The sequence below is a fragment of the Virgibacillus sp. Bac330 genome (genome assembly GCF_003667845.1).
Taxonomy (GTDB): Bacteria; Bacillota; Bacilli; order Bacillales; family Amphibacillaceae; genus Virgibacillus; species Virgibacillus chiguensis.
In genome coordinates this window covers 3,333,498-3,347,216 of record NZ_CP033048.1, presented here as the reverse complement: position 1 = coordinate 3,347,216, position 13,719 = coordinate 3,333,498, and the positions used below count along the sequence as shown (strand labels likewise).

Genomic DNA, 13,719 nt, shown 5'->3' with positions numbered 1-13,719 from the left:
AGAAAGGAGGAAGGATGTAATGTCCTCTAAAAAACGTTTCGGTAGCGTTGTAATGACTGGTAACCAATGCAAAAAACAAAATCTTAATAAAAAGCATGATTGCTATAAAAATGATTTTAAACAGGATTGTTGCAAACAAGCAAGTTGTAATTGTAATTTTAAAAAGCAAGAACTTAAAGCAACAAAGCTAGATAGCGATTGTTTTCTAGTCAATTCTTTGGTCGGTACGAAAACGGTTCAAAAAGTAGCGGAAACATCTCTACCACTCACCTTGTTTGAAGGAGTAAGTACGACAAATATTCTTTCTATAAATGTTGTACCTAATTTAAATGCAATCACACAAAATGTTACAGTAATCAAAGATAAAGTCGTTAATATAGGCATAGTACCTGCAGATATTAGTATAACAACGACAGACGGGGATGTAGTTGGTATTATTGGCGGCGTAGTAAACATTCCATTTCAAGCGCATACCGATTTTCCAGGCGCTTGTCCGGAAGATATGGTACAGGAAACGCCATTAGAAATTGAAGGAATTTTCATTCAAGAAGGTATATCATTGGTTGCTTCAACTGGTGAGGCACTCGTAGCTGGCATTTTAGTGAAAATTATATTACGCACTACTATTACAGTTACCCGCCCAGTGATTAAGGATGCTGAAGGGAATTTTTGTGATGTAAATCAGAATCGTTGTAAAGCAATAGGTACTCCACCATCATTTACTTTTCCGCCATCAGGTAATGGGTAACTAAGGTAGGCGATAAAATAAATTTTATCGTTGAATCGGCACACTTCCTAAAAGTGTTGCCGATTTGTGTTAAGACGTTTTTTTAAAAGTGCATACTTAACCGACCACCGGACCAAGAAAGTCACCTATATCGTCTTTTCAACTTATTATTTTTCGAGCTTTATTAATGTAATTTTCCAACATCACCTATTGCATTATTTTACATTTTGGTGTAGCATTATTAAAAATTAAGAGATCATAAAAGCAATGAAGAGGATACGCATTATTTTTACAGCTAGCAGAGAGGGAAGAGTAGGTGAGAGCTTCCTAGACATGGAAAATAGTGTACCACCTCATGAGCTGTGTTGGGGAAATACGAGTAACCAACGCCGTATTGCTACGTTACAGCAGATGGAGTCAAGCATTACCGGTCGATGCTTGGGAAATTAGGTGGAACCACGGATAAAACACATTCGTCCTTATGTAGAGGATGCGTGTGTTTTTTTATTTGCGCTTTGTGGTTTACTGCACAAGAAATATCTCCGTAACGGGGTGAAAAAAATAGAGTCAATCTTTGTCCCACTATAGGAAAGTATAAAAGTTTTAAGGGTTATAGTATAAGGAAAAACTATACCATTTGCCATAACAAGCCAAGTTTTTCTAAAAGCAAGATAAATCTAATCACAATGCTAATCTTGAAGTTAATTAAGCTGGTATATAAAAGCCCACATAAGGGTTTAATTTAAAAATGTTTATCCATTCAAGGAGGTTTATAATGATGAAATCACCTATTCAAGTACAATTAAAAGATGGGAAAGTAAAAGCATGTACACAAGGTATTACTGTGAAGGAGGTTGCTACATCGATTGGTTCCAGTTTAGGTAAAAGGACAATTGGAGCTAAAGTAAATGGAATGATGGTAGATGTTAGCTATGAATTGATGAACGATGCTATCGTTGAATTTTATACGTTGGAAACAAAAGAGGGTGTTGAAGTATTACGACACACTACGGCACATGTGCTAGCACATGCGGTGAAAAGATTGTATCCAAACGTAAAGCTCGGCATTGGACCAGCGATCGAGCACGGTTTTTATTATGATTTTAAGTTAGAAGAGACGTGGAACGAAAATGATTTACAACGAATTGAAGGGGAAATGCGTTCAATTATACATGAAAATTTACCAATAGAAAAAGAAATCATAACATATGAAGAGGCAGTGGATCTATTTACAAAGCGAAATGAACCATTAAAGTTGGAACTTATAGAAGATATTCATGGACAAGAAGCGCTCACCATTTACCGTCAGGGAGAGTTTGTTGATCTTTGCCGTGGTCCTCATCTGCCAAGTACAGGATATATAAAGGCATTTCAACTATCACATGTTTCTGGAGCATACTGGCGTGGCGATAATAATCAAAAGATGCTTCAGCGAATATATGGTTATGCATTTCCGAAGCAAAGTCAATTAAAAGCACATCTTGCCTTTTTAGAGGAGGCTAGGAAACGGGATCATCGTAAATTAGGCAAACAATTACAGTTGTTTATGTTTTCCGATGAAGCGCCTGGAATGCCATTTTATTTACCTAAGGGGCAAATCATTCGCAATGAATTAGAAAATTTCTCTCGAGAGGTGCAGTCACAAGCGAATTATGATGAGGTACGGACACCATTAATGATGAACCAGCGTTTGTGGGAACAGTCTGGGCACTGGGATCATTATCATGAAAATATGTATTTTACGGAAGTGGATAAGACGAAGTTTGCGATGAAGCCAATGAATTGTCCTGGCCATATGTTACTGTACAAGAATAATCTATATTCCTATCGAGACTTACCAATACGGATTTCCGAATTTGGTCAAGTACATCGTCATGAATACAGTGGAGCTTTAAATGGGATGCTTCGGGTTCGTACTTTCTGTCAAGATGATGCGCATATTTTTGTTAGAAAAGACCAAATAGAAGCGGAAATTGCGCAAGTGTTTCAGTTGATTGATCAGGTTTATCAAACATTTGGTTTCACATATGATGTCGAGCTTTCTACCCGTCCAGAAAAGTCAATGGGGGAGGATCATCTATGGCAGTCCTCTGAACAAGCATTGCAAAATGTATTACAAGAATTAGAGGCTCCTTATCAGTTAAATGAAGGAGATGGCGCATTTTACGGACCTAAAATTGATTTTCATATTAAAGATGCACTTGGTCGCAGTCACCAATGTGCGACAATCCAACTCGATTTTCAAATGCCAGAGAACTTTGATCTATCCTATATTGATGCACATAATGAAAAAGTACGTCCTGTCGTGATTCATCGTGCTATTTATGGTTCCCTCGATCGCTTTTTTGGCATTTTAGTGGAACATTTCGCGGGAGCGTTTCCAGTCTGGTTAGCGCCAGTTCAAGTGCAAATTATTCCTGTTTCCAAAGTGCATGAAGCCTATTGCAAGTCCGTAGCCTTCAAATTGAAGCAACAGGGTATTAGAGTAGAGATAGATAATCGGGATGAAAAGTTAGGATATAAAATAAGAGAAGCGCAAATGCAAAAGGTGCCATATACGCTTGTGTTAGGCGATGATGAAGTAGAAAAAGGAAGTGTAAACGTTCGAAAGTATGGCAGTAAAGCTTCCGAAAGTGAACCGTTAGATAGCTTTTTAGCTCGGGTCAAACAACAGGTAGAGAAGAGATCGTTATAATGAAGTATACTGCTGAAAGGCTACGCTGTTTGCACTATAGGAAAGATAAAAGTTTAAAGGTTTATAGTATAAGAAAGCAGAAAGCATAAAATTTGATGCTATGACGTAACCAAACAACCGAATGGGCCGCGCCCGGCTCCAGTGCCCAGCAACTAGGCGACGTCACTCCATTGCCCTAAGCTAAGTCATCATCGGTTCGTTCTAAATAGGAAGGCCGACTAAAGACGGGCTTGCCGGAGGGCGCTGGCATACTCCTGTTGCAGGAGCATGATTCCTAAAACTTTCCTTGATTCGCTCCACTCGCTACGTTGCTAACCGGGCGCCCCGAGCCTTTGTTCTTTTTGAATCCATGATTCCGCATGTTCCCAGCATACGTTGGCCTAGAGTGCAAAAAAGAAAAACGAGCAACGGTCTATAAGTAGAATAAACCGTAACTGTAACCGAAAAAATCACAAAACAAACGAGCAGTTTTTACAAAGAACTGCTCGTTTGTTAATAATTTTGCCATGCTTTTTCATATTTTTCGATGAGGGTAGGTCGGATTAATGTATTAACGTCTAACGAAATGTTATTTCCTTTTTCATCAACGATCTGTGCATCAATATCCTTCCCAAATGTAGTTAAACCAGCGAGAACATCAGGAGTTAGAAAATTCGTATCAACAGGAATTTCTACTTCATCAATTGTGAATTTTTCTCTTTTTGCTAGGACAAACCCCCAATCACCGAAGCTAGGAACGTCGACATGGAGATTGTCTGTGTATAGATCAGCTGCTTGGATCGTTTTGTCAATCGACCAATACACTTCCGTTGCAAAGGTTGGGCTAGTAGCTTGCACCATGATTGCTCCACCTGGCCGTAAATGATTGCGAAGCAGCTGATAAAATTCAAGGGTGTACAATTTATTGAGCGATTCATTGTTTGGATCAGGCATATCGACAAGAATGACATCGTACAAATCCTTATGCTCTTGCAAGTATTTAAAAGCATCAGCGTTAACGGTTTGCACACGATCGTCGGCAAACGCGTTATCGTTCAGTTCGGTTATTTCATGGTTCTCTTTGCCAAGCTTTGTTACACTCGGATCGAGGTCGACAAGTGTCATCGATTTGACAGCGTCGTATTTTTGAATCTCGCGTAAAGCAAGTCCATCTCCTCCGCCTAAAACGAGGACATTGTCATTCGATGAAGCTGTTGCCATCGTTGGATGCACAAGTACTTCATGGTAACGATATTCGTCTTCTGAGCTGAATTGCAATTGTCCATCAAGAAATAATCGTAAATCTCCTTGTTCTTTCGTTAAAATAACTTGCTGGTAGCTACTTTGCTCGTTATATATAATAGGATCATTGTATAGCTTTTGTTCAAATAAGAAAGCTGTTTTTTCGCCAAATAATACGCCCATAACTAAAACGAGGAAAATGCATATTCCCGCAATAAAATGACGCTTAAATGTTTTTATTTCTGCTTTAAAATAGACTAAAATCCATAAAGCAACGATGACATTAATGAGCGCTACAATAAAGGCTGTTTTCACAAGTCCAAATTGCGGTCTAAATAAGTAGACAAACAATAAGCCTCCGATTAAACCACCAGCATAGTCAGAGAAAAGGACACGTGCCGTACTCTTTTGTAGTGTAACGCCAATGTCGTTTGCTTTGCGAATTAAAATAGGAAGTTCGACTCCCGTTAATGCACCAACGACTAATGTTATAAAGTAGAGAAAGAAAGCGTCCATTCCTGAGCTTAAGAATGCAGTAACGCCAAATAAGATAAAAGTGGAGAACCCACCGATAATGCCAATGGTATATTCAATCCATACAAACGAGAGGACTAAGTTTTTGGTGACACGTTCACTAAGGGAGGCACCAATACCCATTCCAGTTAAGAACAAGGAAATGGTTAGCGTATATTGTTTTACGCCATCACCTAAAAGATAGGAACCTGCCGCCCCGAATAAAACTTCAAAAATAATGCCGCATATGGATACGATACCAGATGCCCAATAGATTGCTTTGCTTTGTTTTATGCTTAACTGATTCACGGTAAGTCTCCTCATAATAACAACTTTTTACTCATATCAAATGAAATCGTCTTTTCTTAGTTTAAAAGAAAAGGCAATCGACTACAAGAAGTCGATTGCAATGAAAAAACGCAACTTGATATTAAAAAATCAATAGCAAGTCAGCCTTCTATAAAGCGTGCTACATATCTTATGTAATCGATGCGCCAATTACAAATCCAAGACCGATGGAAACAGACATGCTAATAATTCCTACCGCAATATTTCCCTTTTGTAGCTGTTCTTCCACAGAGAATGTACGTGTAAATAATTGAAATAATAAGTACGCAATCATTTGTAGAACGATCCCAACGCCGCCCCAAATCAATGTTTCAACAACATCGGCGCTGTTATAAATGGAGAATGCTAGCACAATACAAATCCCGACAATCTTACCACCGATGGATAATGCAACGGCATGATTTCCTTTTAGAACCTCATCCCAGTCTTTATATTTTTGTGTAAGTAATTCAAAAATAACTAAGCCAACAAGAACAATGGCAATGGAAACGAAAAAGTATATTAACGTAGATACAAATGGCTCCATGATGTTCATCCTTTCTTTACTTATACTCTCCTGAGAGTATAAAGTTTTATAGTTTTATAAGAAAACGTGTTTCTTTCTAGGCTTTATTCTAATGGTAGTAAAGTGGAAAGTAATAGAGCGTTAAAATGAATAGTGTTTAACACATGAGTGGCTTTAAAAAGCCGTCATCGTACTTTCATTGTACTATAGGAAAGTTTAAGGGTTATAATATAAGAAAAACGATGTCATTCGCCATAAGACTTGGCGACAAGCCAAGTTTTTTAATGTGCGGTAGGCTAGATGCTGTCATATAGCGCATTGTTTATTTACCAGCACCTGGACCTCCGCCGCGAACAGATGAAGAGCGGATGGATTTAGAATCACTTGATTTCTTGTAGGAGCCGCCAGAGGAATGGTAGCCTCCATAACAGTCTCCAGAATTTTTACATTTGCTTTGGCGTTTCTTTCCCCAATCATCAACGTCCAAAACTTCATCCAATAACCAAAGGGCAAATAGTCCATGAAAAAAGCTTGGGTTGTAATTATCCCGCACAAATTGCTGTTCTGCAATTTCAACAGTAGAATTATCTGGGTCTTCTTCGTCTTCTGTGACGATGACAAACAAGTTATCGTATATAAGTGCTTGTTTATTATCGCTTCTTTCACTTAGCTTTTCAGGTTCTTCATGCTCCCGTAGTTCGTCAACGACATCATCAATGTCTTTGTTTTCAGCTATGTATATTTCCGAAATGTCAGAGGAGTCCTCCTGGCTTGCTATGACATCTTGAAAGGTATAATTTTCATCAATAAATGCTGCAATATCATGTTCAAATAACGTTCCCTCGGAAGTACTAGCTTGGCTGCCACATGCAGCTAAGAAGAGCAGTAAAGATAGCAAGATAAAGAAAAGTGATCGTTTCATATTCTCACCTTCTTCTTTTGAGAATCTAAGTAAGGAAAGGCGCTCAAAAAGCACTGTCTCTGAGCGCCTACCTTATCTTATTCGTTCCTGTTATATAGAATGTGTGTGAATGTAAATAACATCTATTTTTCCATCAATTATTCTTTGTTAAGCTTTTTCTTAAGGGCAGCTAGTTCATCATCAACGTCGCTTTTCTCTAACTCTTCAAACTCGTCGTCAAGACTACGACTGGAGCTTTGCATATCTTCGCTTGTTTCTGCTTCCGCTTCGAATTTTAGAACTTTCTCTTCCATACGCTCAAAGCCTTGTTTGGATTCGTCACTACCAATACCTGATAACGTACGATTCATTTTTGTTCTTGTTTTTGCCGATTCAGCACGAGCTTTCAAGGAATCTTTTTTCAATTTCATTTCTTGATATTCAGCTTTCATTTCATCTAGCTTCTGGCGTAATGTAGTAGAATCTTGTTTCGCACGTTCGTATGATTCTTTTAAGGAATCAGCTGTTTGTTGATGCAGTTTTTTATCTTCTAGCGCGCGTTTAGCAAGGTCGTCATTTCCTGCTTCAACAGCTTTCATCGCTTGGTCTTCACGTTTTTCTACCATTTTCTTGGCATCTTCATATTTTCGCTGCATCATTTTTTCATTCGCAATTTGTTTCGCAACGGCTGATTCAGCCTCGCGAATGTCTTCTTCCATATCGCGCATAAATTGATCTAGCATCTTAACAGGATCTTCGGCTTTATCCAAAGCTGCATTCAATTCAGATTCTACAACAGTTTTCATACGTTTAAAAAATTTAAACATACTTCATTCCTCCATTTATTTAATAATATTTTTTAACTACTAGCAATAATTTTTAACTCATACTCTTCAATTTCATACCCAATGCTCGCCTCAATTTCATTGCCCCATTTTTCTAAAGAAAGTGACTTTTCGTCGGAGTCATCATAGAAATCGTAATATTCACAAGTTAATCCAGTTAAGTTCTCACTACGACCAGTTCCTACTACGCGAGCTTTTCCTGATTCATCCAAGTAAAACGTAGTCCCTTCGTAGGATATTTCTTTAGGGATTGGTTCTTGAACGGGGAGTTTAATTTTTTCGTATATACCAAGATTCAATTCGTCATCCATTTCTACACTTAACCACAATGTTTTATCCGTACCTTGTAATTGATAGGCATACCACTTGAAACCATGGTCGTCGTAGCTGATTTTTCCTACAACTGTATAGTCTTCCAGATCAAATGTAACAATATCATTTATTTGCAAATTAAACATTGTTCTTTGCTCAACAGGTTTATCTGTTTCTTTTTTATTGCCGAATAAACGCCCAAATATACTCATGTGCTCACCTCAACTTTTCTTAGCGTATCTTCATTATACTAGTACGAATAAAAAATGTATAAGTTTCACGTTTAAAAAAATTTATTTTTTTAAATTAAAAACAGCACCGATAAGTATATGGGAACAAAGTGTAGTTGCTGTCTGTTGAATTCTATTAGGAATATAGTAAAGTTATAATAAAATAAACCTATAGTAAAGAGGTATATGGTCTAGGATGAGTGCCAATAAATTAATATGAAAGTTTAAAAAATAATGAAGGAAAAACATCATATCGGAGGTGACTGCAGTTGAAACCCAAACAACGCCTTATTCAAAAGCCAGACTTACCAGAAGAACTATTAATAAAGAGGTTGAACGAACTTACTGACAATAGCTTTATTGAAATGGCTAAATATGATCATACTTCTAGCTCATTTACTGCATCACATGTGGGATTTGAGGATGTATTTTTTACAAATGTAAACATGCCTCAATCGAAATTCCCTTTTTCATCTTGGACGAATGTGCTTTTTGATACATGTGATTTGTCGCAAATAGATTTTCAAGGGGCTCGTTTTCGTCGTGTTGAATTTCGCAATTGCAAATTAGCTGGTGTGAATTTTAGTCAAACAGATATGCAAGATGTACGATTTATAGCATGTGAAGCACCTTATACGTTGTTTGAAAATGCTATTTTACGTGATGGTGAACTAGTAGACTGCCTTTTAAAAGGCAGTCAGTTTATCGATACGAAACTTGACTATATACAGTTAGACAATGTCGTGTTGGATGATGTGTCTTTTAATTTTACTTCTTTAAAAGGAGTGGATCTTAGTAAATGCTCTTATACAAATATTCATCTATCGGAAAAGGAATTACGTGGTGCAATTATATCTCCAGAGCAAGCGATCTCTTTCATTCAATTATTTGGCGTGTCTGTTAAGCAAAAATAAGGTGGAGAAAGTGGAGGATCGTATGTTACCTGTTTTTGGACAATTCGTGGATGGAGAAACGCGATGTGTGCATTATCATTCAAACAAAGATATTATTGCGATTAAATTTAAGTGCTGTCAAAAATATTATTCTTGCTATAAATGCCATCTAGAAGCGGAAAACCATGAAATAAAAGTATGGCCCAAACATCAATTTGATCAGAAAGCTATCTTATGTGGCGTTTGCAAAACAGAATTTACTATAGAGCAATATTTGCAGATGAAACAATGCAAAAACTGTGGCTCGCTATTTAATGAAGGTTGCAGCTTACATCACCATTTATATTTTGCTTAGAAAATCTTTCTACGATGCGATTTTGGTGTAATACTTCGGGAGTAATGGTTCAACTATTTGTTTTAAACCACTATGTTTAAAAAGCACTTGTAGGCGGATTGATAAAAGACTTGGCAAAGCCAAGCCTTTCTTACGTGTAATGCTTTTGATTGGTGTAAACGAATAAGAAGTAAAGACATTTGAAAGGTTGCAAGCCTTGTGAAAGAGTAACCTGCTACATATCAAAATTGCCCTTTGTACCAACTGAAATACCCTAATTTTATTGAAATAGCTACAATAATGATGAGTAGCATAATCATACTACTTAAAAATAGCCAATCGATAAAAGTAACGCGGAACTGGCGGTAAAAAATACGCGCCTTTTCTCCGCTGAATCCCTTTGATTCCATTGCAACAGCGGTTCGTTCTGCTTTACGAATGGCTCCGGCAAGTAATGGTATTGCATACCGTTTGTATTGCTGTATGGACTCCTTTATCCCCGATGCTCGACGGACACCTCTTACTTGATGAGCTGCGCGTATTTGCTGCAACTCTTCACGCATTAAAGGAAGGAATCGGTATCCTGCTAGTATGCCGTAAGCAAGTTTAGGTGGTAATTTACATTGTTGCATTAAGCTAAGAATAAAATGGACCATATTTGTAGTGAAAATGAACATAAATGATAAGGCGGCAAATGTTAGCATACGTAAAGTTAAAGATAAGGCGACGGTGACATTTTCTTTTGGCAATTCCCAAAAGAGAAACTGTGTCGTCACCTCAGGGTTCGTTGGCTCATCTGCAAAGGCGATCGATGTCCAAAGCATCCCAATGGATAAAAGGCAAATGATAAGATAATAACCGATATATAGCTTCCAATTCACTTTTCCAAACAAAAAGGTGAACAGAATAACTACGATACCATAAATAAGTGGCGTGAATGGATCAAATACAAAGGTTAAAAGACAAACAGCGATTACCACGGCAATTGCTTTTATACTAGGGTTTAAATTATTTAGTAATGCAGACATGAGAACCCTCCATATGCCGTTTTAATTTGATTCGTGTAGGGTAATCTAAATTCCATTTACTTAAGTGTGGCCGCTCCCACAGTTGCGTAGGCGTTTCATCTGCTACGATTTCCCCGTTTTTTAATACGACAACCCGATTGGCATATTTGTCGACAAGGTCCATATCATGCGTAACCATGATAATGGTCGTCCCATTTTTATAGCGGGCTGCTAATAAATGCATCAGTTCACGTGTAGATGCAGCATCTTGTCCAAATGTTGGCTCATCTAAAAATAAAATGTTTTGCTCATCTATGATCATGGTAGCAACACTTAGACGACGTTTTTGGCCTTGGCTTAGTGTATAGGGATGTCTATTTTCCATCCCTTGTAGCTGACAACTTGCTAATGTTTGATGCACTTTTTCTTGAACTGTTGCTTCAGGATATGCTCTTAAACGTAACGTATATGCAATTTCATCAAAAACACGGTCAGTGATAAATTGGTGTTCGGGATTTTGAAATACGTAGCCAATTTGTTGCCGTAATTCTTTTTGCTTCCATTGATCAATGGAGCGATTGTTTACATATATATTTCCTGCTGAAGGGAACTCTATCCCTGCTAACAAACGAGTGAGTGATGTTTTCCCGCTTCCATTTGCCCCTGTAACCGCAATAAAGGATGGGCCTGCCCAAGAGAAAGTAATGTCACGTAGAATTTTTTGTTTCTTTTTCGAAAGCTTTACGTTGTGAACTTCTATGATAGGTTCCAATGCGCAGCTTTTTTTGGCAGTTGTTTCTAAAAACGTTTGATCCAAATAGGACATATGCGTTGTAAAATCTTCGTAAGTGAAAGGGATTTTTGAAAAAGCTGCTTGATTATTGTCACAAGCTTGTAACGCGAGTTCCGTAATAGACGGAAGTGCAATGCCTTCTAATTGAAAAAGGTCCGCATGTTTTGTAATCGCTTCTGTTAAAGAACCATCAAATACACCATGTCCTGCTTTGGATAAAATAAAGGCTCTCTCTATAAAAGAGATCCACCCGTCCAATTGATGTTCAATAACAATGAGCCCAATTTTTTTATCTTCCTGAATATGTTTCATCGTTTGAATGAATGCCTGTTTTGCTAGTGGATCTAAATTAGCAGTTGGCTCGTCTAAAATTACAAAGTCGGGTTCAAGTGCTAGGATGCATGCTAGCGCGAGCTTTTGCTTTTGTCCTCCAGATAGAGAATGAATGTTTGCTTCTTTATAAGCGGTTAAGCCTACCATCTGCAATACTTCGTCTATCTTTGTGGCAATTTTATCTCTCGGTGTGTCGATGTTCTCCAATCCAAAAGCGATCTCATCTTCTACCGTCAACATACAAAATTGACTTTCAGGATCTTGGAAGACGACACCGACATGTTTACTCATTTCTCCAGGTTTCGTATCTTGAATCGAAGTCCCAAAGATATGGATATCTCCTGCTATTTCCCCATCAAGTTCGCGAGGGTAAATCCCGTTTAAGCAACAAGTTAATGTGCTTTTTCCACTGCCACTTGGTCCGAGTAGAAGCATCGTTTCGCCAGAACGCAAATCAAAGGATAGCTTGTTGATAGTAGGGTGTTCATGCTCGTTAAACCAAAGTGTGAGTTCGCGCACTTGAATCATGATACAGACCTCGCTTTATCTATTTGCTTTCCAAGGGCAAAACTAGATAATACACCTGTCTTAGCTAGTGAGTCACTAATTGCTTTTCCAAGTACACCGGAAATAATTGCGCCACTGATCATTCTAACGATGAGCATGCTAATCACATAAGGTGTGCTTAAAGCAGCATATCCGCCACGAAAATAGCCCCAAACAAAACTAAAAATCGCTGCTCCAACTCCTGCAAGCATTAATACCCATAAGGAATAGCGTTTATATCTTGTCGCAGCAAAAGCAGTCTCTGCACCAAGCCCTTGGATCATTCCAGTAATAATAATGATTGGCCCCATCGCATTGCCTAAGAGCATTTCCACCGTAGCGGCAATTGTTTCGGATAGAAAAGCCGCTCCTGGTTTACGTAATATATAGGCCGCAATAATGGATACGATAAACCAAATTCCAAAAATAAAGTCATAACCAATGGGGCCCATAAATGATACAAGTAGCTTTCCTACTGGGAGGAAAGCTAAATAGACAATCCCAAATACGACCGATAAAACAGCCATAACAATAATTTCTTTTAAACGCCAGTTAGTCATCACTGTTCACATCCTTTTTAGAAGGACTGTTAGCTGATATTGTCGTCGTCATAACGGTGTGAGAAGATCCACTATGTTCCATGTTGACAAAGACTTGTTCCAAGCCATTAAATACATCCTTCCCATCCCCATCTAATCGTGTGGCGTAATGAATGGAGGATACGCGGATGTTTTGCTTTTTCATGGCTTCAATTTGGTCGTAAATGAGATTCATATAGTCGCCGCCACCTAATGGATAGAGAGAAAACTTTCCAGCTACCTCTTGTTTGATCTTCTTGCTCTCTGCCTCGTTTAATCGTCGGTCATCTTCAGCTAAAAATACATCCCCATCAGAATCTCCTGGACAACCGATAGAATAGGTACCACTAAATACGACATGGTAACCTGTTTGTGCGGCATGAAGAAATAAAGCTTTTGTGACATCAAATACATGGGTGATTTTTCCTCTCACACATGTACCGACGTCCGTTGTTTTCACCCAAACTTTAGATGTGTCTACTTCTTTTAATGCTGTTGTAATAACATCCACAAATTGATCTGTCATCGGATAAATGGCAAAATCACAGCCAGCTATTCTACTGTTGTGGCAAGTATGAAATGGATTATTCAATTTTCTTCCTCCTTCTATAAATCATAGTTTTATAATGTACCGCGATGAAATTGTGCTACAAGCGCAAAGGAACTCGTTTTGAACTTTTATAAACAAATTTTCACATAGAACAAAGGCTCGGTGTGCCCGGTTAGCAACGTAGCGAGTGGAACGAATCAACGAAAGTTTTAGGAATCATGCTCCTGCAACAGGAGTATGCCGTCGCCCTGCGGCAAGCCCGTCTTTCGTCGCCTTCCTAATTAGAACTATCGTAAGGCAATGGAGTGAAGTCGCCTAGTTGCTGGGCGCTTGCGCCGGACGTGGCTAAATAACTTAGTTAGTTTATCCACAGCTGCAAAATTTTATA

At 38.3% G+C, this 13,719-nt stretch carries 13 protein-coding genes and 1 other annotated feature; of the genes, 4 read left to right on the top strand and 9 right to left on the bottom strand.

From position 1 onward, the window contains the following. Positions 1–19 precede the first annotated feature (19 nt). Together D9780_RS15625 and thrS are read left to right on the top strand one after the other, a co-directional pair. Positions 20–748, top strand: coding sequence for a hypothetical protein (locus D9780_RS15625; RefSeq protein WP_121640722.1), 729 nt, complete (start codon positions 20–22; stop codon positions 746–748). Positions 749–985: 237 nt separating this feature from the next. Further along, positions 986–1,211 (top strand) — a binding site (T-box leader). A 294-nt stretch (positions 1,212–1,505) separates the two neighbouring features. After that, complete coding sequence (gene thrS, locus D9780_RS15620) at positions 1,506–3,422, top strand: threonine--tRNA ligase (protein WP_121641522.1); 1,917 nt, start codon at positions 1,506–1,508, stop codon at positions 3,420–3,422. Positions 3,423–3,914: 492 nt separating this feature from the next. On the opposite strand, the gene D9780_RS15615 is transcribed toward thrS, so the two are convergent. The 5 genes from D9780_RS15615 to D9780_RS15595 all read right to left on the bottom strand — a co-directional run bounded on the left by D9780_RS15615 (position 3,915) and on the right by D9780_RS15595 (position 8,279). Continuing rightward, positions 3,915–5,480, bottom strand: coding sequence for a polyamine aminopropyltransferase (locus tag D9780_RS15615; RefSeq protein WP_121640721.1), 1,566 nt, complete (start codon positions 5,478–5,480; stop codon positions 3,915–3,917). 154 nt (positions 5,481–5,634) lie between these two features. Then, positions 5,635–6,030, bottom strand: coding sequence for a DUF350 domain-containing protein (locus D9780_RS15610; protein ID WP_101933343.1), 396 nt, complete (start codon positions 6,028–6,030; stop codon positions 5,635–5,637). A gap of 301 nt (positions 6,031–6,331) precedes the next feature. Further along, entirely contained in the window at positions 6,332–6,931 is a 600-nt protein-coding gene (locus tag D9780_RS15605; RefSeq protein WP_116278355.1) for a DUF4247 domain-containing protein, read from the bottom strand. 137 nt (positions 6,932–7,068) lie between these two features. Next, the gene (locus D9780_RS15600; RefSeq protein ID WP_073007083.1) at positions 7,069–7,737 is read right to left on the bottom strand and encodes a PspA/IM30 family protein; all 669 of its coding nucleotides are present in this window, start codon (positions 7,735–7,737) and stop codon (positions 7,069–7,071) included. Positions 7,738–7,769: 32 nt separating this feature from the next. Beyond that, on the bottom strand, positions 7,770–8,279 hold the full coding sequence (locus D9780_RS15595; RefSeq protein WP_073007084.1) for a DUF4178 domain-containing protein: 510 nt from the start codon (positions 8,277–8,279) through the stop codon (positions 7,770–7,772). 287 nt (positions 8,280–8,566) lie between these two features. Between D9780_RS15595 and D9780_RS15590 the strand changes: the two genes are divergently transcribed. Then, positions 8,567–9,211 (top strand): pentapeptide repeat-containing protein, encoded by a 645-nt coding sequence (locus tag D9780_RS15590; RefSeq protein WP_121640720.1) that lies wholly within the window; start codon positions 8,567–8,569, stop codon positions 9,209–9,211. 22 nt (positions 9,212–9,233) lie between these two features. After that, positions 9,234–9,545, top strand: coding sequence for a CHY zinc finger protein (locus D9780_RS15585; RefSeq protein ID WP_073007210.1), 312 nt, complete (start codon positions 9,234–9,236; stop codon positions 9,543–9,545). A gap of 221 nt (positions 9,546–9,766) precedes the next feature. Here the strand turns inward: D9780_RS15585 and D9780_RS15580 are convergent, their stop codons facing one another. The 4 genes from D9780_RS15580 to D9780_RS15565 are packed head-to-tail and all read right to left on the bottom strand — an operon-like array spanning position 9,767 to position 13,373. Next, the gene (locus D9780_RS15580) at positions 9,767–10,552 is read right to left on the bottom strand and encodes an energy-coupling factor transporter transmembrane component T family protein (RefSeq protein WP_073007088.1); all 786 of its coding nucleotides are present in this window, start codon (positions 10,550–10,552) and stop codon (positions 9,767–9,769) included. After that, on the bottom strand, positions 10,533–12,185 hold the full coding sequence (locus D9780_RS15575) for an ABC transporter ATP-binding protein (RefSeq protein WP_121640719.1): 1,653 nt from the start codon (positions 12,183–12,185) through the stop codon (positions 10,533–10,535). The genes D9780_RS15580 and D9780_RS15575 overlap by 20 nt, the downstream gene beginning before the upstream one ends. Next, positions 12,182–12,763 carry an ECF transporter S component gene (locus D9780_RS15570; RefSeq protein ID WP_116278360.1) on the bottom strand — a complete coding sequence of 194 codons (582 nt, stop codon included), beginning with the start codon at positions 12,761–12,763 and terminating at the stop codon, positions 12,182–12,184. Before D9780_RS15570 ends, D9780_RS15575 begins: the two co-directional genes overlap by 4 nt. Continuing rightward, positions 12,756–13,373, bottom strand: a complete 618-nt coding sequence (locus D9780_RS15565; protein WP_121640718.1) for a YkoF family thiamine/hydroxymethylpyrimidine-binding protein — start codon at positions 13,371–13,373, stop codon at positions 12,756–12,758. Before D9780_RS15565 ends, D9780_RS15570 begins: the two co-directional genes overlap by 8 nt. Between the last annotated feature and the right edge of the window lie 346 nt (positions 13,374–13,719).

Coding starts and splice junctions, on each gene's coding strand:
- D9780_RS15575 (WP_121640719.1), bottom strand. CDS start 12,185: ATGATTCAAGTGCGCGAACTCACACTTTGGTTTAACGAGCATGAACAC.
- D9780_RS15615 (WP_121640721.1), bottom strand. CDS start 5,480: ATGAGGAGACTTACCGTGAATCAGTTAAGCATAAAACAAAGCAAAGCA.
- D9780_RS15625 (WP_121640722.1), top strand. CDS start 20: ATGTCCTCTAAAAAACGTTTCGGTAGCGTTGTAATGACTGGTAACCAA.
- thrS (WP_121641522.1), top strand. CDS start 1,506: ATGAAATCACCTATTCAAGTACAATTAAAAGATGGGAAAGTAAAAGCA.
- D9780_RS15585 (WP_073007210.1), top strand. CDS start 9,234: ATGTTACCTGTTTTTGGACAATTCGTGGATGGAGAAACGCGATGTGTG.
- D9780_RS15570 (WP_116278360.1), bottom strand. CDS start 12,763: ATGACTAACTGGCGTTTAAAAGAAATTATTGTTATGGCTGTTTTATCG.
- D9780_RS15610 (WP_101933343.1), bottom strand. CDS start 6,030: ATGGAGCCATTTGTATCTACGTTAATATACTTTTTCGTTTCCATTGCC.
- D9780_RS15600 (WP_073007083.1), bottom strand. CDS start 7,737: ATGTTTAAATTTTTTAAACGTATGAAAACTGTTGTAGAATCTGAATTG.
- D9780_RS15605 (WP_116278355.1), bottom strand. CDS start 6,931: ATGAAACGATCACTTTTCTTTATCTTGCTATCTTTACTGCTCTTCTTA.
- D9780_RS15580 (WP_073007088.1), bottom strand. CDS start 10,552: ATGTCTGCATTACTAAATAATTTAAACCCTAGTATAAAAGCAATTGCC.
- D9780_RS15595 (WP_073007084.1), bottom strand. CDS start 8,279: ATGAGTATATTTGGGCGTTTATTCGGCAATAAAAAAGAAACAGATAAA.